Here is a 23523-nt window from a genome sequence, read left to right as displayed (position 1 = left end):
GTGCCGCCTACCTGGTCGCGTTCTGCCGGTTGCGCTGCAGGTGGGCGTTGTTGCGCTCAATCCGGGCGAGGATGTCGAGCAGGTTGGCCGGCACCACCTCGTCGCGCTGGTGCTCCACCCACTTCCTGCCGGTCTCCCCGACCTGGAGCATCTCCGGGTTCTTAGCGAGGCTAATCCACAGCTCCGCTAGGGCCTCCGGGTTTTCCGGCTCCATCACGTGGCCGGCGCGCAGCTGGTGGATAAGCGACGCGGCCTCCCCGGCTACGGCCGCGCTGATGTGGATACCTAACTGCATGAGCTCGTAGGTCTTGGACGGGATAGCGCGCTCCAGGGCGTCCCAATCGGTCAGGTGCACCAGGGCGGTATCCGCCCACTCGTAGTATTCCCGCAGTTGGTCGGCCGGCAGCCGGTGGTGGAACTCGACATCGAGGCCCAATTCTTCCGCGCGCTCATTCAGGGCGAACCAGGTAGCGCCGTCGCCGATCATCCGCAGGTGCACGTCCAGGCCCTTGTCCCGGGCGATCTTGGCGGCCTCCAGCGCGTTTTCCAGCTTCTGGGCCCGCCCCAGCGTCCCGGCGTACAGGACGTTCAGGCCGCCTTCGCGCGGTGTGCTGACCTGCCGGTCGTAGTCCGAGCGGGGCGCGAAGACGTTGCGGATGGTGGTCAGCTCCGGCTTGGGTCCCGGCATGGTCCGGGCGAAGTAGTTGGCCAGGTAGTCGCTCTCGCGCTGTGTGGTGGTGATGACGCCGACGGACTTGCGCAGCGCCGAGTACATGGTTTTCTCGGTGGCCTTGGTCAGCACTTGGAGCGGCCCGCGGCTCAAGATCTTTTCGCGCAGGGTCCTCCGTCCGGTCCCGGAATTCCAGTCGCGGCTCTCGCGCAGCAGATCCGGCCAGGCGTCGCGCAAATCGAGAACGTAGGGCACCCGGTGGATACCCGCGACCAGCCGCGTCACCGCCGAGGTCGGCAGGGCCGGCACGGTGCCGATGACCAAGTCCGGCCGCAGTTTGCGGACCTGGTGGGAGGGGTTCAGGTGCATCAGCACCATTGAAGCGGCTACCGATGCCTGGTTGAAAATCCGCTGCGTCAACGAGCGGCCCGCGGGGAAGAACCCCGAGCGGATGATCCGCTCCCCTGCCGGGCCTTCTTCGGCGTGCTGCGCGGAGCGGAAACTGCGCTGGTCCAGCCATTGCCGGAGAGAGATTTTGCGCTGGTAGTGCGGGGGCGGCGCGATGACGGTGACCTGGTGCCCGTTGCGAATGAGGATCCGCGAGAGCCACGCCCACCGCCGCTGCGGTACCCCGTTTTCCGGATACCAGTACTGGGAAAGGACAAGGATCTTCACGGCAAACTAGGTGCTTTCTCTCACGGACGGATGTCTGGCTTTCTCAAGTACTGGGCCGGTGGCTCAGTATCAACCAAAGATTATCTAGATTTTTTAGTAACCACTTTTCCTACCTTACTTCCGATTGCTCGCTCGGAAAGCTCAATTCGGCACTCCGAAGGAAAAACGGGAGGGATTTACCGAAGCGGCGCACCCCCATCCCCACCACGCGGTAGCCATCCGGGAGGAAAACCTCCACCGTGCTGGAACCGCTCCCCGGGCGGGAGTCCAGGTATTTGTAGTAGCCCACCTCCGCTTGCGCGGACTTCGGCACGCCCGGCAGCGAGGCGCCGCCGGGGACTGGGCGCCCGTCGGCGGTCTGGATGTCCAGGGTGACCAGCCCTTGGTGGGGCCGGGCGGTCGGCGCGAAAATATGATCAAGCTCCAGGCGGAAGGATTGCAGCGGCCGGGGCATCGCTAGCCGGGCGGCTGTCCAGACCAGGGTGGGGCGGGGCAAGGCAGAGGCAGTGCGCTCGTCCACGACCAGCGGTGCCACCGTGGGAAACAGGCGCCCCAGGGATTCGCCGTCCTCGAAGCGCGGGTACTTGGACATCGCCTTGACCAGGCCCGACATGGAGGGCCCGTCCTTGGCGCGCAGGACGTTGTCCTGGGACAGGTGGTTGAAGCGGAAATACCCCAGCTTGCGCGAGTCCAGGATGACCGGGCTTTTCCGGTCCACCATGTTGTGCGGGGCCGGCCGGGGCGATTGCAGCTTCCCGTCCTCGGCGAACTGGCAGACGTACATCAGCCCCATGGAGTTCATGGGGAAATGCGCCTGCCGCAGGTTCGTCACGCGACCCCGGTGGAGGATGCCCTCCACCCCGAGCGGCAGGCTGACGGCCATCCCGCAGTACTCCGGCCGCACGTAGCGCGCCATGGTGGCGAAGTATTCGGTGCTCAGCACGTCGTCATCGTCGAGCCGGTACTGTCCGAAGGCCTCGCCCGCGGCCACGTGCTCGCGCGCGATCTCTGCCAACGGGGTCCCGGCCTTGCCGTCGGGCCGCTTGTCGAGGTGCAGAAAATCGTAGCGCTGCGCCGCCTCGGCCAGGCTGCGCTGGTACTTTTCCGGCAGCGACTCCGAGTAGGAGACCACGTGCACCACGTCGAAATCCCGCGCGGCCGCGGCCAAGGCCGGCAGCGTGTGCTGGATGAAGATTTCCTCCCGCAGGTCTAAGCGGGCCGGGGCGTAGAGCTCTTTCTTGTAATTCTCCACGCTCTTCGCGGTTTTCGCGTTAGCTTTAGCGCCCGCGGTCGCAGCGCCGTCCTGCTGGGTCAGCCGCCACGACGTCGAGGTCGGGTTGAACAAGCTGTACCGCGTGCGTCCGATGAAAAACATGTTGTACTCTCCCCTGCCCTAGTCCTCGTCTGCTTCCCGGCCCACGAAGACGTGGTCCCGGTTGAGCCCGTAGCTTTCCACGATCCCGTTGCGCTTCAGCGCCGAGGCCTCCACGTCCCAGGTGTGCCCGGCGGCGGCGCGGACCTGGATGTAGTTGAAACGGTCGGCCGAATAAATCTTCCCGCCCGCGGCGGCCACGTCGCGCAGGAACTGGGTGTCCTCGCCCCTGCCGAGCTCCCGGAAGGGATGCTCCACAAATGTCTCCCTCCTGCCGGTCAGCGTCGCGCCCAGGACCAGGTCGGTCCACAGGTGCTCGCGCCACGGTTTGCGCAGTACGAGCTCGTTGGTGTCGGCCAGGTACAGGTAGGACGCCTGCTTGCCCACGACGTCGGCCCCGGAATAGCGCAGGGCGTTGACCTGGTCGCGCAGGTAGTCCGGCCCGTAGCAGTCGTCATCGTCCATCTTGGCCACGTAGTCACCGCTGGCCTCGCCCACCAGCCCGTTGAGGACCTCGCCCAGGCTCGCCTCCGCGGGAAACTTGCGCAGGCGCACCCCATCCGGGACCTGCTCCGGGGCGGCAATCCCGTGAAGGCCCACCAGGACTTCTAGCTCGACCTCGCGCTGGCCCACGATCTGGTCCAAGGCCTCTGCCACGCGCTCCGGCCGGTTGGTAGCCATGATGACCGTGACCTTCGGCCGGCCGGTCCATTCGTTGTCCGCAGGCAGGCCCGCAGCTTGGACGATCTGCTCGGCGCGGTGGGTATAGGTGTGCCCCTCCCAGATGATCCGCTGGGCCTTATGCACCATCCGGTCCCGCGCGAGCGGGGAGCGCACCAGGGCCTCGATGCTCGCCGCAGCCGCATCGATAGCTTCCTCCGCGTCCTCGACGGGCTGTGCCACGGGGCCGTCGATGCTCAAGACCTCGCCGGGGCCGAACAGGCGGGATATCCCCTCTGCCGGTGTGGTTGCCACCGCGGTGCCGGCGGCGAGCAGCTCAATCACGCGGCGGGAAAACATGGTCGGGCTATCGGTGATGGTGTTGACGTTGAGGAAGACCTTGTAGCCGCGGTACGCGCTGAGCATCCGGCCATAGGGCAACGCGCCTACGACCCACTCGCCGAATGGCTCCGGGAAGGTGTATTTTTCGTCCACTTCCTGGTTGCGCGAATAGATGGTCAGCGCCGAATGCAGGTTGTCGCTAGCTAGCAGCCCGGCGCGCAGGATGAAATCCATCTGCCGGGCGCGGTCCGGGAATTTGTGGCGGAAATAGGTTCCCGCAAAGCAGAGGTCCCCGCGCTGGTAGCGCCCGCTGACTCCAGTGCGAATGGGGTTGTGCACCCGCGGCTGGGCGGCGAAGGGAGCGACCACCACGCGGCTGCCCGGCAGCGCCTCCTGGTAGCGGGGCGCGCAGGCGGCATCGGTAGTAGCGACGACCTCAAAGAGCCCCGCGGAAGCGAGGAAATCCTCGAAGTGGGCCGGGTCCTCCTTGTTCCAGAACACCGTGGGGATGCCGGTGCTCCGGCAGTGCGCGACCAACTCGCGCAGGCTGTCCGAGGGGGCGTTGCTGCCGACGACCTGATAGCGCCACGCCCCGGAGTTTCCCTGCCAGGCGGACTCAACTAGCAGGAAATCAATACCTTCGGCAATCTCCTCGCGCCAGTTGTCCGGGGAGACCGGCACCAGGTCGAATTCCCCTCCCCAGGCAAGGTGCGAGAAATCATCCAGGATGGCGCCCACCCGGTAATGGCCAAAAGGCTTGGGCCGGGACGTGTTTTCCGGGAACTCCTCGAAGTCCAGCGGATCGAAACCGCGCAGCTCCGCGCGCTTCATCTCCTCTACCCGCTGCTTGTCCGCCGCGTCCTGCGAGGCCTTCAGCCGGAGATTCTCCCGGTGCTCCAGGTGCCGGCCCAGCTGCCGGAAACCGCCCTTGCGCAGGTGCCACAAGGCGGTCCGTAGTTCGGAAAGGTTCATCGCTGGGCTCGTTTTCGGTTCGGGGAAGCGCTGAAACACAGCGTCACAGGAAAATGTTAACTGCGAACATCTTAAACGAAGCCCACCAACCTCTGCAGGGTTGCGGTTTAAGGCTGCACCCGTTTTCGCGAGCGTGCACAGGGTGGAACACGTGGACGAGGCAAAGCGCTAGACTTGTGCGCATGCCTTTCGTCAGAAACTACCGGCGCTACCGCGCGGATACCGTGCTCCACCGGTCCCTCGACGATTTCTGCCACGCCGAGCTCACCCCCGGCATCCAGGTCATCGGCTACGAGGACGCGCTGCTGGAACTGATGGTGGTCGACCGGCAGGCGGCCACCACCATCGTGGTCTTCCACGCCGCCGCGGACCCAGCAACGACCAGCCTGCCGCTGTTTGTGGGCCAGCAGTTGACCGAAAATCTGGACGCCAATCTGGTCTTCGTCTCCGATCCGATGCTGGGGCGCAGCACCGCCATCGGGTGGTTCACCGGTTCGCCGTCCCTGCCCCTGCAGGACGATCTGGTCCGCGCCCTCACCCACATCCAGGACGGGCTGGACAACGCAGAACACCTCATCTTCTACGGTTCCTCCGCCGGGGCCTTTGCCGCGTTGTACTACTCGCACCGCTTCCCCGGCTCCCTAGCCATCGTGGCGAACCCGCAGACCACCATCGCCGGCTACTACCCCGGTCACGTCAAGGCCTTCCTGGACAGCAGCTGGGCGGGCGCGCCGATTGAGGACATCCCCGCCGTCACTGACGTCACCCCGCTCTACGCCGAGTCCTTTCCGAACCACGTGGCCTACCTGCAGTGCAGCGACGATGAGCTCCACGTGACCCAGCACTGCCGCCCCTGGAAGGAGGCTACCGCCGACCACGCCGGGCGCCGCCGCTTCCTAGTCGGCGACTGGGGCCCGGGGCACGCGCCACCGCCGTTCTATCTCCTCCAGGGCATCCTGGAATTCGCCGTCTCCCTGGGCGGGCACTGGGACGAGCTGCTGGCCGACGACATGTTCAGCGACAGCATCACGCCCTAGCCAGCCTGTTTGGCCTTGAAGGCCTGCCAGTAGCGCAGGAACTCCGCGTTGGCTTCCTCATCCTGGGCCGAGTAGTACTCGATGCCGGCCTTGTCCAGCCCCGCGGTCAGCGTGGCGCGCAGCGGCTCCGGGTAGTTGCGGTACATCCGCCCGTCTGCCTTGCGCATGAAGTCAAAATCCATGCCCCGCACGTCGCGCACGATCTGCTGGCTGAACCCACGCACCAACTGCCGGGCTAGGTCGGGGTGCCCCAGCCAACTCAAGTACATCGCGGTCAGGTCCGTGGTGAAGTTATCCCCGAAGGTGAAATAGGGCTCCGGCGGCATCTCGATGCGCGGAAGGCGCACCGGCGTGCCCGCCGCTGCGAGCACCGCCTCGACCAGCGCCCGCTTGCGCACCAGCTTTTCCTCGCGGGGTCCCGCCAGCGACTGCAGCGAATCTGCCAGCAGCTCGGGCGCGTTGTGCGCGAGCACCAAGACCGTGCCGGCCTCGGTCAGGCCCAGCGTCGGCGCCGCGTTCGTCATCCCCGCTGCCGCAAACGGCGGGAACGTGAAGTTGTTCTCATAGGCGCTGCCCCGCTTGAACCGGGTCGATTCCAGGATGGAACCGAAAGAGCAGTACTCCGCGCGCGTGGTGGCCGCGGTCAGCAGGGTCCCCAGGCCGATAAACGACCAAGAGTTCGCCCGCAGCGGGGTGCGCACGACGTTGGTCTCCACGCGGATCGGGTCGAAGCGCTGAAAGAACTCCCGCTCGCGGCTAAACCTTCCGCCGAAATCCAACGAGACCAGCTCATGATCTTCCGGCAGCAGGTAGCGCGCCGCCAGGGAGTCAAACCCGCCGGAAAAGTTCAGCACCGCCTTGCCCGCGATCGCTTCCGTCACCCCGCCCGGCGCGGTACCCGCCCCGCCGGGTGCGCCTTCGGCGTTGACTTCCGCCTGCGTCCACTCCGCAATAGCCTCCCGCACACCGGCGGATACCTCGAAGCCGAAATCGATGCGCTCGAAGTTCTTTCCCGTCAGCGTCGATAGCGCCAACGCCAAGCAGTCACCCGTGACCGCGACATCACGATTAAACGTGAAGCTCACGCGGACCGGCCGCTGCGCCCGTGCGGGAAGCCGGCGCCACAGCTTCTCCGGGCCCCATTCCGGCGGCCCCGGCAGGTCCGTGTGCACCACCAGGGACCGCTTAGTCCACGTGTGCGGGTGAAAAGATATCCGAGAAGTCACCCCTCTAATCTACCTGCCACAGCCCACTCATTCCGCGCTGCCAATACGATTCCAGATAACCTCTCCTGCCTGGCGATTTGTGTTATTCGGAGGTTTCCTAATATAGTTATGTCTCGTTGCAGCGAGCAGTCGTTGCAGCGAATGGATATTCCTCCATAGCTCAGTTGGCAGAGCATTCGACTGTTAATCGAAGGGTCACTGGTTCGAGCCCAGTTGGAGGAGCAAAATCATTACCCCCGTTGACCAGTAAACACACTGGCCAGCGGGGGTTTTCTCGATTTCTGGCGGGGGTATCTTTTGGGCTTTTTAGGGGTCTTTTGGGGTCTTTTGTCGTCAAAATGTCGTCAGATTTTTGGGAGGGCGGGTATGGTGCCCACAACCCTATAGTGTGTTCTTCCCCACTATTTGTCCACCCGACTGGACATTGCGGGTTTTATGGTGCATAATAGAGATACAGGCACAGGGAAGCAGTCCCAGCCACAAGGTCAGAAAGGGCCAACACCATGAAGAACATCACCGAGAAGCAGCAGCGATTCATCGCCAGCCTTGCCCACCGCACCGGCGCCTACGCCGGCACCGACGGCCTCACGGTCGGGATGCGCGCCTACCCCAAGTTGGACCTGGAGGCCTGCTACACCGGCCAGGCTTCCTCTTGGATGGCGTCGAAGATTATCGAACTGCTACTAGGCCAGCCGGGCGCGGATACCCCGCCGAGCACGGAGCCGACCGGACGCCAGCTGGACTACATCCGCTCCTTGGCCGCCAAGGCCGGCCGCCAGGTCGAACTGGACGGCATCACCCGCAAAGAGGCCTCCGCGCTCATTGACGAACTTAAGCCCCTGGCTTACGCAGCAGCCTAAGACCCAGCTTCACACTAGCTTCCCACTCAACTTAACACTGTGGGAAGTTGTGGGAAGTTGTGGGAAGATACATAAACCACACAGCCATACATAAGAAGGAGACCTCCACATGACCATCATCATTTCCGCAGAAAAGTCCGGCTTCGCCCATGAGGCCACGGGCGAGTCGCTGGAGGAGCTGCGCAAGCTGCTTATCGACGAGGCCCTAGACAGCGGCAAAAACATGGACGACTGGCAAGACCAGGTGCAGGCGGTCTATCCGCTGGACGAGTCCGAGTTCGACGAGGACGAGAAGCCCGCCACCCCGCGCCCCCTGGACGAGGACTTGCTGGAGGCCCTCGCCTGCAAAGTCTGGGACGTCCCCACCGTGTCCTGGCACACCACCCACGACATGCCCCAGCCGACTACTCGCGGACAGCTGCAAGCCACCCAGCACTACCTAGGCCTGTCGCTGACTGACCTGGCGGTCGAGCTCAACGTCACCGAGCGGACGATCCGCCGATGGGTGGGCGGGTCCTCCCCCATCCCCGGCGGCGTGGCCCTAGAACTCCGGCAGCTGGTAGAGGCCTTCGAGGCGGATGTGGACGAAATGACCGCACGGGCAGACCGGCCCGCCTCCATCACCATCTACCCGGAGGATAAGGAAGAACAGCAGCTACCTCACCGGCCGATGGGGTGGGAACGACGCGTTCTCCAAGAGGCCATGATTCGAGACGGGGTGGAACTACTACTGGACGGGGAAGTTTAAGGCATGAAAAAAGACCCCCACCACGAGGGCGGGGGTTAGCCGTTGAGCACGTCTTCTTGCACATCTGGCGGGAGTCGGGCGGTATCCAGCGCGGTTTGATCTCGACTGGCGATGCGGCGGATTCCACCGATCGCTGCCCAATACTTCCGGCGGGTCGACTCGATCGTTTCTTGTAGCGTCTCCACGCGTGAGCGCAGGCTAATAATCTGGTCGGCCTGATTTTTCAACTCCACCTGCTGCGCGTCGAGTCGCTCAGTGATCCGGTCTGTGAATCCTGCCCAGTCGGGTTTATCTGCCTCAATGATCTTCTCCCTCACATTCGAGCGGGCGGTGGTCTTGACCCCGAGGTATCCGAGGCCCGACGCCGCCAAGCTGCCTAGCAGGACGAAGATTTCGCTACTTATCTCCACGAGCCCGCGCCTCCTCCATCAGCGGCAGGGGCGGCACCTCCATCATTCGGCCGCGACTAAATGCCCATAGGGAGAGGAGCGCGACCGATCCGTAGGAGAGTGCGGACACCCATCCACGGCCGCCTATGAGGGTGAAACTCGTCGCCCACATGATATAGATGCCGATGCTCGCGCCGACGGCTAGGGGCCGTAGGCGGCTGGCTGCTGCGGCTGTAAGGGCTAGGGCCCCGACGGCGATCCATACCCATGCCCAGGTGCTCGGGGCCGCGAGGTGCTCCAGCAGGTGAGCTGCCCGCCGGTCAGTATTGACTAGTGGGGGTAGGTAGGACACGCCGCGCAGTATGGTCGCGGCACCGATGATGATTAGGCCTACGGCGTCCGAGGTTAGCCATTTTGGTGGCATTTGGTCACCCCTCCTATCGGTTGGTGAGTCGGGCTAGTAGTATGCGGAGAATCGGGGCGTAGCCGGCGCCGGCTCAGTGTGGTCGAGGTACCCCGCCTGCTGCGGGCTGGCCTGCACCGGCACACCTACGGGCTTTTCGTCGGACTCGCGGCCCGTATTCACGGCGGCTAGCAGGCCGCCGACGAGTGCGGCGATACTGCCGGTCTGGCCTAGCCAGCTGTCTACCTGCTCGGGCTGGGCGACCCCTAGCACGGTCAGGACTAGGCCAGCAACGGCGACGACGACGTAGACAGCGAGGCGTACCCACCAGGGGGTGCCGATGACTGCGCGGGGCTTCGGAGCGGTGGTTCGGGCGTGGTTAGCCATTGTTCTGATCCTTACATTAGAAAACCCCCGGCACTTAGCCAGGGGATTAGTTACTTCATAATCTCCGAGTAGTAACTGTCAGAGATTTTCTGAAAATAGGGCTTTAGTTCAGGGTGCCTACCTACCCTGTTATGCGTCCTTCTGCATGCCTTGCAAAGTCTGGCGTTTCTACTTTTTAAAGCTCCTTCCATGAGGCCCTCTGCAACGGTGTTGGTAGCACCGCAGAGGCCGTTCATTTAAAGTGAGCATATCATTTTTTAGAAAGCAGCTCCTTAATTGCGTTCCAAATTGTCGGAACCATATTTTGGTGCATATCCTCGACCTTCCGGTCGAGTTCGAGGACGTAGCCGACGAGGGTGTCGCGGAAGCCGGACTGCTCCCCGTCCACGCTCTTGTAGCGGGTCTGGAATCGGTGCGTGAGCTCGTGGTGGATGTCGCGGGTCTTGTCGAGCAGCTCGCGCTGCTCCTGGTCGGTCAATGCCATGAGGGGGCCTTTCTGTGTGTTTTTGCCGGTGAAGATTTGCTTGAGTTGGTCGCGGGAGCCTTTAAAGGCGTTGACATCGACGGGGAAGCGGCCGGCGACTTCGCCGTTCGACCCGAATTGCAAAATGTCGGGCTTCCGGTCACCCAGTGGGTATGACCATCCGGGGTGATTTGCGCCGCCGTCCGCGTGGTAGGTGGTGGAGGCGGGCCCGCGTCGGTTCCGCCCGTAATGGCTCACCCACAGGTGGCCTAGGCCCTTCATGGACGGCTCGCCGCCGGGCATTTTCTCCCAGTACCACGCGCCGCTGTAGATGCCTGGTACGTGGTAGCCGCGCTTTTCCAGCTCCCGCTTAGCGGCCCACACATCCTTCTCGGTGAGTAGTTTGCGGCCCGCGCTGTCCACGGACTCCACATCGATCCACACGCCTAAGTCACGGCGCCCGCCCATTTGCTGGTCGATGACATCCACCTGCTGGGCGATGCTGGTACCCTCACTGGGTGCGCGCAGATACCAGTAGGCGGAGACGAGCATCCCCGCGCCCTCCGCGTCCGCGAGGTGCGAGCGGAAGGTTTTATCGCGGTAGGTGCCGTCGCACAGTCGCAGGATGGCAAAGTCGAAACCCTCCTGCTTAGTGCGCTTGAGAGACATCCCGTTCTGATGTTCGGACACGTCCACACCGTAGAGCAGGGACTGCCCGCCCTTCGTAGCCTGCTTAGGGGCCGCCTTGGGGGCCGCACCACCCGGCCACCGAGCCCCCTTCAGCACCGTCTTCATCGGGTCGAGACGATTAGGCCCCGGCGGGGCCCACGAATACCGGTGCCACTCCATATGCAGGTGTGGGGCCACCCCGCCATTCGTATTCGAGTCGGGGTTAATCTGGGCGATGCGCTGGCCCTCGCGCACGAAAGCGCCGGCGCGCACCTCCGGGATGACATGGCCGTACACACTAGTGCCCCCACCCACATTCGCATGGTGGTCAAGCACCACCCACTGGCCAAAGCCAGATGCGGCGCCGGAGTGCGTAACAGTGCCATCCTTCACGGCGTAGACAGGGTGACCGCCGGAGCCACCGCCACGGCCAAAATCAGTGCCATAGTGCACCGTCCCCCACCGGGGGCCGAAACCCGACGTAACAAAAAATCCTTCCCCCACTGGCATGGTAGCCATCGGCCTACACCTCCTGGAAGAGTGCGGGGACCGCGCTCGGCGCCCAGCCATCCTGCGACGTGTGGCCTTGGATAACGCGGTAGCGGCGGCCCTCATAGAGAATTTCTTCGCCGGCCAGGTAGGACACGCCAGGCCGCCAGGTAGGCAGGGTGGGTTCCGCGTCCTCGGTGGTGTCCTCGCTCTCCTCGGCCGGGGCCTCCGGCTCCACCTCCACCCAGTAGCGCTCGTCAATACCGGGCGCCCCTGGTTCCCAGACGTTGAGCTTGTCGCCGGTGGGGTCGAGTACGTCACGCCAGACTCTGCCGCCGTGGCGGGTTTTATCACCGTATCGGTAGTGGGTGGACTCACGCAGTGGGTGCCACGGTTCCCACTCGCGCACTTCCCCACTTTCTTCCCCGGCTGACTTTTCCACCAGCTCCGGGTGCTCCTTCGCTAGCTTTCGCGCAATCTTTGTCGCGGTCTCAGACTCGGCTTCCTGCTTCGCCTGCTCGATGGCTGGTTGTGCTTGTCGGCGCTCACGCTCTGGGGTGACGACCCACGCGAGGAGTCGCTGAAACTCCGTGTCGTCAAGCTGCCTAATCTGTTCCTGTAATTCCTGTACGGTCATTTGAATTCTCCTAGTTGATTGGGGTGAAGCGGAGGGTTATCGGCTTGTAGTTATTATCGACTGGTATCTGTACGTACACGTCACTTTTCGCGGCAGTCGAAAACTCTGCCAGATGCGCCATCGTGCCCTTAGTGACAGCCCCCACAGAACTGTCCTCCACATAAAGCCCGGCGCTGAAATCATGAGGATTGATGAGCTCGATGAGCCACTTGCCTGCTGGTGGGCTCACCCGAGACCAGTTCACGCCCCACCACGGGTCACCGCTTTCAAACCACTGAATAGGGTTCCTGTTGGATTCCGGGGTGGTGTACCCCTGTAGGGTGCGGGTTCCGTGACTCACAGCTTCTACACCGCCGGACGCAGTACGGTAGATAGTGTGGGTCTGTGCCACCTGGATATAGTCGCCCGTTTGCGCCACACGGGCCTTAGCCGCCACGTCCGATTCCCTCGGCACAGTCCATGTCACCCCAACGGTTCGGGCTTTCTCCGACGCGATGGCTGTGTCCAGCTGGGCTTTGGATACGTCGCCGGGGTCACCTTTAGGCCCGGTGAGGGATGGTGACGTTTTGCCGTTGACGGTGAGCTTGTCCCCATTCCAGCTCGTGCTGCTGGCGATGTTTGCGGCACGGTCAGCATCCTGCTTCGCACTGGTAGCAGACTCCCCCGCATTCTGCTCCGACGTGGACGCCTTCGACGCGCTAGACGCCGCAGCCTCGGCAGACGTCTTCGCCTCCGACTGTGCGGACTGGGCCCCGGACTGCGCTGCCTTCGCGTTCTTTTCCGCCGTGCTCGCGGCCTGCGCAGACGCCTTAGCCTGCGACGCCGACGAGGCGGCCCCGCTAGCCGACTTACTCGCCGCCGTAGCCGACGCTGCCGCATCCTGCGCCTGCTGGCGCGCCTGCGCCACCGACGCCACCACCTCAGCACGAATCGCATCAGCCTGCGACGGCGTGAAATCAGCCCACGACTCATCCCCCAAGCGGACACCCTCCGCAATCGTGGACATCCCCTCCTGGACCAGCAGGGGCACGTGCTCCTGCGGGCCGGTCGAGTGCACCACCACCAGGTAGGCGGGGCCGGGCTCCACATTCACCTCGAACTGCCCCTGCGTCACCTCCACCCGCCTGGTCTCCGGCACCACCACACGCGTACCAGACACACGCCCCCGCGGAGCACGCACCCACACCTCACTAGCCGTCGACGGCCCCGCCGTCACATCAACAAGTGTTCCCTGCAAAACAGGCATAAAAAATCAACCCCTAAACAATCCACGAAATAGTCACACTGCCACCATCAACCTGGCGCTGGAACTCACCAGAGTGGTCGCACATCGCCTCCACTACGATCTCCACGCCTGCCTCCAGCTGCTTCTCCACCGCTAGGGTCATCGTGCGGCGCCCATTACCCGCCGGGCCCAGCGGGCCGATAGAATCCCGCGAAATACTCCCCAGTCGGGTCGAACCACTCTTCCCGTAGGCCATGATACGGATCGCATACAGGGCCCCCCGGTGGGCATTCAGCCATGTCAAATCCACGTTGACCGCGTAGGGCGACGCGATCGGGGTAGTAAAACGACTGGTCAGCGCGGTGTACGACTGGCCCACGGTCTGAGACGAGATCGTCAATTCCCGGGCCCGCATCCGGCCGTCATCAACCCGGTAATTCACTATCACCCCATATGGGTGCTTGTCGTTCGTGAGCTCGAAACGCCGCTGCGTCCCAACCTCGATCGGAACGCTGACAGGGACAGACCTCGCGGAATCACGGTACCCCTCCGTATAGCTGAAGCTGACTACCCCGCGTCCAACCCACGACCCGTCAACAACAAGAAAATACTTATTAAAACCGCGAACCAACTCCCGTTCGATAGAAAAAATCCCATCATCCGGGGTGCCGACCTGCCACACTGACCCCGACACCGCCGCCAATTGTGAGCGCAAACTCTCCAGCTGACGAGTCATCGACTCAATCAAATCCGCCTGATCCTGCGCCGAAGAATCAACCGCATCATTAATCTGCACCTGCGACTTCTCAAACGCATCCCGGGCGTCATTAATCTGCCGCTGCTGATCCTTAAAAGCATCGTTAGCAGCGTTAATCTCATCCTGCTGGCGATTAATCTGGCCCTGCTTATCCTGAAACTGGGCACTAATCCGATTAAATTCTCCCTGCTCACCCCACAAACGACGCTGCAGCTCACCATCGTACTTCTCAAAATCAGCCGACGTAACCGCCCCAGCCAGCCCATCAGCCAGCCTCTCAGCCTCCCTCGCCTGACCATCAATCGCATCCAGCAGCTCATCATCCACCCGCTGACGCTGTGCAGCCTCCTCACGCACAGCATCCACCGCCGAATCAGCCGTCACCTGCGCCGAATCCGCCGCAGACTGAGCACGAGACGCAGCAGCAGCAGCCTGCGAAGCCTTCGCCTCCAGCCCAGCAAGATCCCGCCGGTCACTGACCACCGCGCTATAAATATCAGCATTCTCCGCCAACCGGGCTTCAGAATCCGACAGCAACTGCCCACCAACGTGTACCGACCAGTCATTATCCGAGTGCTCCGTGCGCTTCGGCTCAATCCGAGTCACCGCCAGCGGTACCACGCGTCCCCAAATTTCCACATTGGCAATATCCCCAACATGGAAATCCACCATCGGCACCCACGGGCCAAGACCAGCCTTAGATATATCCGACTCCAAGAAGAAATCACCGGACACGCGCTTCGCAGCCTCGTCCAGAACACGTTCCACATCCGACGCCGGGACCATGTCCTCGCCCTCAGCGGTAACGCTCACATCCGCTCTCACGAACCGGCGGAACATGCCACCCACGCGACGTTTACTACCAAGGCTGGACACGTAGGCCAGCTCATTACCCGGAGCGGAAACTTCATACACGTCCTCAAGATCAACACCTTCAGGAAGTTTCAGGCCGTACTGGCCGAAAGCCGTAGACGCGAGCGAGCGCAGCACCGTCACCTGTGCCGAATCAGCAATAAGATACGGTGTCGCCAATTAGGCCACCTCCTTCACTGTCAGCACAATCATCGCGTGCTCAAACTCCCGATACCCCAGAGTGCGAGATGATTCCCCCTCACTCGGAGTAATATCCACATCCCCAGGACTCATACTCGACGTAGCCTGAGACCAGCACCGGACCGGCTTATCCCCCGGCCACCAGATATAAGCCCCCAGAATCACGCCAGCATTCTCCGCCTGCTTAGACACCGTCTCCCACAAGAACCCATCACGGGCCTCAATGCTGATTTCCTCCGATGTGTCTTCCTCCGGCACTTCCACCACGTGGTAAGGGTCATCGACCCACCTCACACCATCAGGGTCAGATTGGGTTCGCATCGCCGCGTCCAGGGATTCTTGGGCCAGGCGGCGAATCACAGCCGCGGCCGGACCGTTCTTCCACACAAACATCGCGTTCGTTGCAAGCTCCACCCGGGCCATGAGCCGCTTCTGCCTGTACTCAAGCCCCGACTCATCCGACCCCACCTCGTAGGGCTCTGCCTTCCACCAAGCGGCCGGCCACGACACCGCCGGAATGGTGTGCCACACGTCCATGCAATTCAGCGCGTGGATCGTAATCTCCGAAGGGACACCATCGTTGTCCTCATCGTGCGCGGTAGCGTGCACGATTGCCCCGCCGCGGCGCACCACACGCCCACCAGGGCCAGGGAATGCTGCCAGCAGCATGTAGTCACCCTCAGCGGTAGGCAACTGCCCAGACGGGTCGAAATCCTCCAAAGCGTCCATCACCAGAAGCTCTGCTGCACGGTTCACGCCCCCGCCAGGCTCACGGGCGGGAAACTTTACTTGTAGGTCTGCCGAGTCCATCCACTGGTCTGGCGTATCCGGCTCCGACGGCATCGGCAACGTAAACAGCGGAGTACCGTCCGCATCCCCAATTCCGTACCAGCGACCCTGGGTTTTTACGGTGTAGTCAACGGTCTTTTTCCACGATGCCCAATCAGCCATGCTCACACCTCATAAAATTCAGTTAGTCATAAAAAGGGGGAGGCGGGACTACACCTCCGAATGTTTAAAGTCCCCTTTTTAGCTCCACGGGTCAGCAACCCCGAGTGTCCACTCAAGCTGCGCACCCGCAGGCAACACCCACACCCCCGTGGCTCCCGGCGGAACACTCTCAGGGAATGCGCCCTCCAGACGGAGCACACGAGGATTAAGGTCAATGATGGTCTCCGTGGAGGTGCGAGGAAGCGTGAACTTCGCCCCAGAAGGGTTAGCTACCACTCCCCCAGCGCCCTGATAGCGGATTTTTGGGTATACCGGAACATCACCGTAATTCGTCACTGTGACTGTTCCTGTTCCGGTCATGGTCGATGTCTTCGCTACACCGTCGAAGCACACCACCGGAACCCGCAGTGTCTCCGCCGACCGGCGTCGCATATCCACCGGCACACCCGGCAACACGCCATCAACCACAAGCTCAAACGTCAACGGCGACAACGGGTTATCCGACTCGACTCTAATCACGCACGGGTTAGACCGCGTCGCCGCAGACCACCCCTGACGCAACCGCCGGTACGTATCCTCCAGGTCCTCACCATCACGAGCCTTCAGGTAGAACTCCAGCTCCGTCGTGATCGCGCCCAGCCGGCGCGCCCCCGGCAGCACACCAGCACCACCGGGGACCTGAACATCCGACCTCGACGCATTCGCCCGAAGCTCCACGAGAGACGAGTATGGCGACAGCACTTCTGACTCCCGGTCCGTACCAGACAGTCGCCACCCATCACCCAGAGCGGTAATTAACTCCACATTCAGCAATTAGACCCGCTCCTTCCTACGAGCGACAGCGACCTCACTGGCCGACCTGACAATCCGATACGAACCGTTCGTCCCGGCTGTGACCTCCGCCAACAACTGGTCAATCTGATCCGCCGTGTACACCTTCTCCCCGTCAAGGTAAATCGTTGTCTCACGACGAATCTGGTCACGCACACCCGCATTCGCGTACTTCGCATCCAGCTTCCAATCCACGCCAGCGGCCTCGGCCGCGTCACGATTCGCCTTAGCTGCGGCCAGATACTCGCCGCGTAGCTCCTCGTTGCCCTCAGCCCACGCTTGTGAGGACTGTTCCAACGATTTAATCGTGTAGTCCAGCCCCTTAAGCGTGTGTTCCAGGGGGGTGGTCTTTTCGTACAGGTCAATCTCGGCAGTGAAGTCCTCAACCTTGCGGGCTAAATCGTCCCGCTGGTCTCGGGCGTCATATACCGGTTTCAGCGACTCGTTAATCTTGAGTGCTGTTTCTGCCTGTGCGAGCTCCGGCAGCTGGGCGCGTAGTACCGCTGTCGGGTCACCGCCGCGGTAAGCGGCACGCCCCATCAGCGTGAGCACGCGGTCAAGGTTACCGCGGTCAATTTGCACGCCTGTTTCTGCGAGTACCGCGTCAAGTGCTTGCTGCAGCGAATTGTACTGCGCCTGCTGGCCACGGTACTCATTGGCAAACGAGCCATTAGCACCAAGGCCCACGCCCCAACGGCCCAGAACGTTCTTGTCCATGGCCTGCTTGACCTCAGCCATCTCAGCCATCAGCTTCGCCACCTGAGCAGTACCCGTAGCCTCAACGAGGTCAACTCCGGCGACCTTCGCGGACATGCGAATCAGACGCTCCTGGGCCTTCAGCAGGTCCTGCTGGTTACGCACGTTCTGGCGCTGGGCCTCGGCCAGGGCGGCTTCTGCCTTAATCTGTTCAAGACGGGCCGTTACCTCACCCTTCAGGGCTTCAGCACGCGCCTTCTCGTACGTAAACAGCGCGGAAATAGCCGAATTCGACCATTCCTCCAGCACACCCTGGGCCTCCAAAGCCTGGTAAGCCATGTAGGAATCCCAGTCCTCGTGCAGGCCCATCAGCTTCAGCTGGGCGATGGTAGCACCCCGCTTAATCTCCGCATCTAGGGCCAGGCGTGCTTCTGCCACCTTCAGCGCCCCTTCTGCTTCTGCGATGTAGCGGTCCTGCTGCGCCAACATGAGGTTATACTCAGCCTCTCGTTGGGCATTCGCACCACGAATCAACGCCTGCTGCAAACTGGTGACCTTGCCCTGCAGGTCCACAATCAGCTTCGCGTAATCCGCAATGACAGACCACCCATCGGCCAAAGCCTTGAGTGCGTCCAGGCGGGCCTTGCGAATCTTAGCGATAAGGTCCTCAATCGCACCAACAATCGCCTTGATAATCCCAATGCCCACCTTGAGCATGTCCATTGCCATGCCCAGGGTGATTCCAGCCGGGCCAGCAAAACCGGCCATCCGGGCCAGCTGACCAGTCACCTGCGCCAGACCAGCGTTAACCGCCTGAGCAGGCGCCCCCATGCCAATCAACTGGTCAGCCAGCTGCTTGGCCTGCGGAATCATGCCCTTAATCTGACCCTGCGACATGAGAACAACGTTGTCGAGGTCCATCGCCTGCTTCTTACGAGCATCCGCTAACTCCTGCTCTGCCTTGGAAACAGCCTCATTAGCCTTAGTGACCTCTTCGGCATGCTTCTTAGCGTTCTCCTCGGAGTTCTTGTCCACCTCCTCACGAACTTCCTTGAGCTTCTTTTCCGCCTCGGTGACCTTTTCTGCAGCCTTAGCACGATCCTCTTCCGACTCAGCCTTAGCCTTCTCAGACTTAGCATCATCCAGAGCCTTCCGCGCCTCGTCTATCTTCTCCTGGTCCTCCTTGGACACGCCCTCCGGCTTATCGTTCAAATCAGCGACAGCCTTCCGCGCCTCCTCCAACGCCTCTTCTTTCTCGACGATGGCGTCAAGATGCTTCGCAGCGCGGGCACGAGAATCCCAGAGGGTGTCCTCACCATCAAGAACCATCTTGACGATGTCAGACCCCGGCAAATCCAAACCAAGATCCAGCATGCGGCGCACACCCTGACGGGCGTTAATACCCTCAATACTGTTGTAATCACCAGCCTTAGCCAACCATCCTTGCGCATCATCAACAGCCCGAGCAATCACCTCAGTCTGCCCCTTAATCGCCGGGACCAGGTCACCCAGGGTGCGGATCATGTCCGAAATGCTCGACCACTGGCTAGCAGTAAAGACCGGCTCCGGCTTGCCCGACAGGTTCTGGGCAACCCCGCCGTGTGGCAGCCAGCCGCCCTGGTCATACAACTTAGAAAGCTCCACGACGCCGCCCGAAGCATAGCCGTGCCCATGACCCCACATAGTGGTCAGGTCGTCACCGTACTGGCTCCGGTAGTACCGGAGGGCCGCGACCATATTCGCCTGTGGGTCAGTCCGGTCGTTCGGCAACTCCGGGTCACGGTGGGCAGCAAACGTGCCCGGAATAATCTGCAACAGACCTTGACCAGCAGAGGCGCCAGTACCGTTGACGTCGACGATCTCCTGGTTACGGTCGGGAATGCCACCAGACTCGGATTGAATCTGGGCAAGCATCGCGTTCACCTGCGCTGGGTCATCAGCATTAAAACCCGTACGCCGCATCGCCCACATAGCCATTTCGCGCCAGGACTCAGCGTTGCCGGACTGACCGCCCGCTCCGAAGAACGCGCCGATCTTCTCCTTCACGAAATCCCACGCAGACGTAGCCAACTTCTTCAGCATCTCTGCCGGCAAACGACCAATCAAACCGCTTGTGGCAGCCCCGTCGAACTTCGGCAGCTTATCAATAATTCCATCCCAGATACCCTTGACCATGGCACCGAGGTTGAAACCACCGCCGCCGCCTTCCGCGCCCGGCAGGTACTCACCCAGGATAGAAGCCAACGTGTACTTGTACGGGAAGTAACCATTCTCCGAGCCCCACGCGGAGCCACCAAGTAGGACGCCGTCACCGGATCGGGACTCAGCATTGAGCCCGGACAGCGTACCGGCCATGTGGTCAGTAGAAACACCCACCGTAACCGGGCCGCTTAGCCCCGGCTTAAAGCCCCACGTTCCCGGATTAGCGATAAGCGAATTCGTATTAAAAAGACGACCGCTACGACCGTCATTACCATTCAGCTCATGGACGATACCGGACCACAGGCCAGAGCAGTCCCAGCTCGGGTTACCGACTCCGCCCCACTGGTAGGGCTTGCCGGCCTCCCGGCGCATAAACGCCAGAGCACGCTGGATCGCCGCAGACTGGCCTTCCTTACGGTCAGTGTCACCGTTCGGGAAAAGACCGCCGTCCTTGAAGGCGAGAACTCCTCCGTCAGCGCGGCGCTGAACAGAACCAGGGTCAGACCCCAGCAGGTTTCGTACACCGTTCACGCCACCGCTAATCGCGGCCTTATTCATCGCGTCAATCGCAGCTTTACCACCCATGGCGCGCACCCACTCCGGCCGCATAATGGCCTCACCACCGGACAGGTCAACCCGCCCGCCAGTGCGGGAATAGAACTGGTGAACATCCTTGCCGGGGGTGTAGCCAGGCAGCACACCACCGCGGGCATAGGCCCCCAAGTCTCCTAAGGCCGCGGGCTGCAGCTCATCCAAACCAGTGAACTTCGCGACCGCATTCCACGCCTTGCGGATGCCGTTGTTGTAGACGGTTTCCACGACGAAGCGGGCCGGCTTAGCGGTAATCCGCTTGACACGATTCCAAATATCCTCAATCGCACCAACAACCGTATTGAACCAGCCCTTCAGCGTATCTAGGCCGGACTGGATCCCGCCGAAAACATTATCAACGATGAAATCCTTAACCCGGCCGAAAAGGCGTCCCATCGCGTCCCACTTGTCCTCAATCCAGGACACGACAGGACTAACCACACTATCCCACAGCCAATTCAAGGCGGAGGCGAACGCGTCCCATGCCGGCTTAATTACATTGTCATACACCCAACGGATAGACGTACCTAGGCCGTTCCACGCGTCCTTAATCAGGTTCACGTAGAAGGCGACAACGTCATTCCACAGCCAACCCAGGACAGCGGCGAACACGTCCCACACCGGCTTGATGATGTTATCCCACACCCACCGGATACCATCACCCAGGGCCTGGAACCCATTACGGATAGCATCAAATACTGGCATGAGGACGTCATTCCACAGCCACTGAGCGGCCTGCACCAACGCATCCCACGTGGGTTTAATAATGTTCTCCCACACCCACTTGATGCCATCACCAACGGCCTGGAACGCGTCCTTAATGAACTGGAACACGCTCTGCAGCGCAGGCCACAGGGTATTCATGGCGAAATCGGATAGTGCCTGCCACACCGGCTGAATAACGTTCTCCCACGCCCACTGAATAGCAGACGAAAGAAGATTCCAAGCGATGAGCAGCGGGGTAAGAATAACCGTACCAATCACCGCGAGAGTGACCTGAGCCAACTCCCAGATACCGTTAAACACCGGCTGAATAACGTTCTCCCACGCCCAGGACAAACCATCCCACAAGGCTGTGAAAGCATCACCAACGAAGCCCAGAATGGATTCAACAACAGGCCAGAAGTTCTCCTGCAGGAAGGTCAGGAACGTGCCAATCCACTCCGACACGGTTGTGAATGTCGCCACGACCTTCTCAGCCAGCCACGAAAAAGCCCCAACGACTCTATCGAGGATGACCTGTGCGATTTCCTGAACCGTCTCGATAATCGGCGCCATAGCTTCTCGCGCCTCGCCGAATTTCTCGACCGCCCTATCCCACAGGCCTTTAGCCCAGTCGAAGAAACCGGACATTTTTTCCTTGACTGAATCCCAGCCAGACCTCAAAACTTCCATGAACTGGGACCAGAGCTCTTTACCGGTCTCGGTCTTAGTGAAAAACCACGTCAGGCCAGCCACAAGTGCTGTAATCGCCGTGATGATAAGACCAATCGGGTTAGCCTTCATCACCGCATTCAGCGCCTTCTGCGCAGCAGCAGCGATCTTAGTGACAGAGGTCCACAGCTTGGTGGCCTTTACCCCAGACATAATCCACTTGACGAACCCGCCCGCAGCCATGATCTTCTGCCACTGCGCCCACATCTTGTACGCGCCGACGAGCACACCGACCGACAAAGCCAGTGAACTAATCCAGTCCTTATTCTTCAGAATCCACTCGGCCGAGTCCTTAAGCCACCCCACAACAGACTTCAGGACATCCCGCGTGACCCCCAGGGCAGGCTTAATCGTCTCCATGACATTCTTCGCAGCGTCAACACCGTCATGGATAGCCGGCACCATGTAGGTTTTGAAAAGGTCAATGCCCGCATACGTCCAGTCGGTCATCTTCTCCGCTGCTTCGCCAATTAGCGGATTAAGCTCCTCCAGCCCCGCCTTCGCCGCATTGTTGAAAGCAGCCTTCATATTCGTCAGGCGACCGGACGTAGTTTCCGCCATCTCGCCCATCACGCCAGACATGGAAGCCACGTCACCGGCGATACCTTCCGAGCCTTCACGGATTCCCTTGGTGAGCGCGTCGATTCCTTCCTCTGCGGAGACTTGACCGCTGGAAATCATCTTCTGCATCTCTTCGGTCGTGACACCGAACTCGTTCGCCAGAATCGTAAGACCCTGCACGCCACCCTGTGACAGGGAGTTAATCGTGTCCATAGAAATCTTGCCCGAGGCTGCGGCCTTACCGAAAGCATCGGCCATCGAGTTCAATGCCTCTTCGCCCTTACCGGAGGCGGACGCGGCCTCACCCAAAGCGGTGACGATATCGGAAGTCTTTTCAGCCTCAACACCGAAAGCAATCAGATTCTTACCCGCACCAGCCCACGCATCAAACGAATACGGCGTGTTCTGGTTCGACTCTTCCAGCTCCCCCATCACCTTTGCGGCTTCCTCAGCCGAACCCATCAGAATGCCTAGCGAAGCAGTCGTGTCTTCAATCGACGTGACCTTCTCAAAGCCCGCCTGCAACGTTCCGGCGAGACTGTTGACGCCAGCGATTCCGACGGCGATACCACCAAGCTTGCCGAGCGGGGAAAGCATGTTCGCAAAGCGCGATCCCCATCCCTCAGCCTTATTGGAAGAATCCTCCATGGCTGCGTCCAAGTCGGAGAACTCCCCACCCATCTCGGACAGTTCCTGCCGGGTCGCACCGAGCTGATCGGCCAGCTCGCCTTGCGCCTGGTCGTAGCGCGACAGAGTGGACTGCAAGTCATCAAGCTGATTTTTGTGCTTTTCCTCAGCAACGCGGGTATTAATCTCGGCCTGCTCCAGCTTTTCCGTCTCGCCAATCAGACGTGCTTTCGCTTCCTTGACCTTGGCGAGCTCAGCAAGCCCTTTGTCTCCGCTTTCCAACGCGCTCTGGTATTTTTCTTCCGCGTCCTGCAGCTTGAGGGTGGCGGCCTCGACTTTTTCCTTCTGGGCTGCCTGCTTCGACGCGGATTTTTCATATGCGCGGTCCAGGTCCTGAAGCTTGGAAGAGGAGGCCTTCACCTGACGCTCGAGGTTTTCGACGCTGCTGCCTAGCCCGTCAGAGATTGCCTTGCCTGCCGCCTCGCCCGACTTTTTCGCCGGCTTCTCCAAGCGCTCGGCGAACTCCTTGGACATTCCCTTAAATGTCGGGATAACGGGAACTGCTACGAAACCAGCAGACATGAATAACCTCTCCT

General features: G+C 61.4%; 16 protein-coding genes and 1 tRNA gene. 4 read left to right on the top strand and 13 right to left on the bottom strand.

The window, feature by feature from the left end:
• Positions 1–7 precede the first annotated feature (7 nt).
• From ACEE23_RS02085 to ACEE23_RS02075, 3 genes are all read right to left on the bottom strand, one after another.
• Positions 8–1345 (bottom strand): glycosyltransferase family 4 protein, encoded by a 1338-nt coding sequence (locus ACEE23_RS02085; protein WP_368520255.1) that lies wholly within the window; start codon positions 1343–1345, stop codon positions 8–10.
• Between the two features lie 109 nt (positions 1346–1454).
• Positions 1455–2720, bottom strand: a complete 1266-nt coding sequence (locus ACEE23_RS02080; RefSeq protein ID WP_368520256.1) for a glycosyltransferase — start codon at positions 2718–2720, stop codon at positions 1455–1457.
• An 18-nt stretch (positions 2721–2738) separates the two neighbouring features.
• On the bottom strand, positions 2739–4691 hold the full coding sequence (locus tag ACEE23_RS02075) for a glycosyltransferase family protein (RefSeq protein WP_368521665.1): 1953 nt from the start codon (positions 4689–4691) through the stop codon (positions 2739–2741).
• Positions 4692–4873: 182 nt separating this feature from the next.
• On the opposite strand from ACEE23_RS02075, the gene ACEE23_RS02070 reads away from it, so the two are divergent.
• A complete protein-coding gene (locus tag ACEE23_RS02070; protein ID WP_368520258.1) occupies positions 4874–5728 on the top strand; it encodes a hypothetical protein in 855 nt (284 codons plus the stop codon).
• Here ACEE23_RS02070 and ACEE23_RS02065 read toward each other — a convergent pair.
• Complete coding sequence (locus ACEE23_RS02065; RefSeq protein ID WP_368521666.1) at positions 5725–6954, bottom strand: hypothetical protein; 1230 nt, start codon at positions 6952–6954, stop codon at positions 5725–5727. The genes ACEE23_RS02070 and ACEE23_RS02065 overlap by 4 nt on opposite strands.
• Before the next feature lie 149 nt (positions 6955–7103).
• On the opposite strand from ACEE23_RS02065, the gene ACEE23_RS02060 reads away from it, so the two are divergent.
• The 3 genes from ACEE23_RS02060 to ACEE23_RS02050 all read left to right on the top strand — a co-directional run bounded on the left by ACEE23_RS02060 (position 7104) and on the right by ACEE23_RS02050 (position 8562).
• A tRNA-Asn gene (locus tag ACEE23_RS02060) sits at positions 7104–7176 on the top strand.
• A gap of 281 nt (positions 7177–7457) precedes the next feature.
• Entirely contained in the window at positions 7458–7814 is a 357-nt protein-coding gene (locus tag ACEE23_RS02055) for a hypothetical protein (protein ID WP_448871623.1), read from the top strand.
• Between the two features lie 109 nt (positions 7815–7923).
• Positions 7924–8562, top strand: coding sequence for a hypothetical protein (locus ACEE23_RS02050; RefSeq protein WP_448871625.1), 639 nt, complete (start codon positions 7924–7926; stop codon positions 8560–8562).
• Between the two features lie 35 nt (positions 8563–8597).
• Here ACEE23_RS02050 and ACEE23_RS02045 read toward each other — a convergent pair whose 3' ends face one another.
• From ACEE23_RS02045 to ACEE23_RS02005, 9 genes are all read right to left on the bottom strand, one after another.
• Positions 8598–8972 carry a hypothetical protein gene (locus tag ACEE23_RS02045; RefSeq protein ID WP_448871627.1) on the bottom strand — a complete coding sequence of 125 codons (375 nt, stop codon included), beginning with the start codon at positions 8970–8972 and terminating at the stop codon, positions 8598–8600.
• Between the two features lie 436 nt (positions 8973–9408).
• Entirely contained in the window at positions 9409–9741 is a 333-nt protein-coding gene (locus tag ACEE23_RS02040) for a hypothetical protein (protein WP_448871629.1), read from the bottom strand.
• Between the two features lie 250 nt (positions 9742–9991).
• Positions 9992–11383, bottom strand: a complete 1392-nt coding sequence (locus ACEE23_RS02035; protein ID WP_448873515.1) for a GH25 family lysozyme — start codon at positions 11381–11383, stop codon at positions 9992–9994.
• Between the two features lie 13 nt (positions 11384–11396).
• A complete protein-coding gene (locus ACEE23_RS02030; RefSeq protein ID WP_448871633.1) occupies positions 11397–11999 on the bottom strand; it encodes a carbohydrate-binding protein in 603 nt (200 codons plus the stop codon).
• Positions 12000–12009: 10 nt separating this feature from the next.
• Entirely contained in the window at positions 12010–13119 is a 1110-nt protein-coding gene (locus ACEE23_RS02025; protein WP_448871635.1) for a hypothetical protein, read from the bottom strand.
• Positions 13120–13258: 139 nt separating this feature from the next.
• The gene (locus ACEE23_RS02020) at positions 13259–15013 is read right to left on the bottom strand and encodes a hypothetical protein (RefSeq protein WP_448871637.1); all 1755 of its coding nucleotides are present in this window, start codon (positions 15011–15013) and stop codon (positions 13259–13261) included.
• Positions 15014–15985 (bottom strand): hypothetical protein, encoded by a 972-nt coding sequence (locus ACEE23_RS02015; protein WP_448871639.1) that lies wholly within the window; start codon positions 15983–15985, stop codon positions 15014–15016.
• Positions 15986–16063: 78 nt separating this feature from the next.
• Positions 16064–16798, bottom strand: coding sequence for a hypothetical protein (locus ACEE23_RS02010; protein WP_448873509.1), 735 nt, complete (start codon positions 16796–16798; stop codon positions 16064–16066).
• Positions 16799–23509: a tape measure protein gene (locus ACEE23_RS02005; protein WP_448871641.1), complete on the bottom strand. Its 6711-nt coding sequence runs from the start codon at positions 23507–23509 to the stop codon at positions 16799–16801. It lies immediately after the preceding gene.
• Between the last annotated feature and the right edge of the window lie 14 nt (positions 23510–23523).

This window comes from Corynebacterium sp. 32222D000AT (genome assembly GCF_053546955.1).
This window is presented reverse-complemented; position numbering and strand designations above follow the sequence as displayed.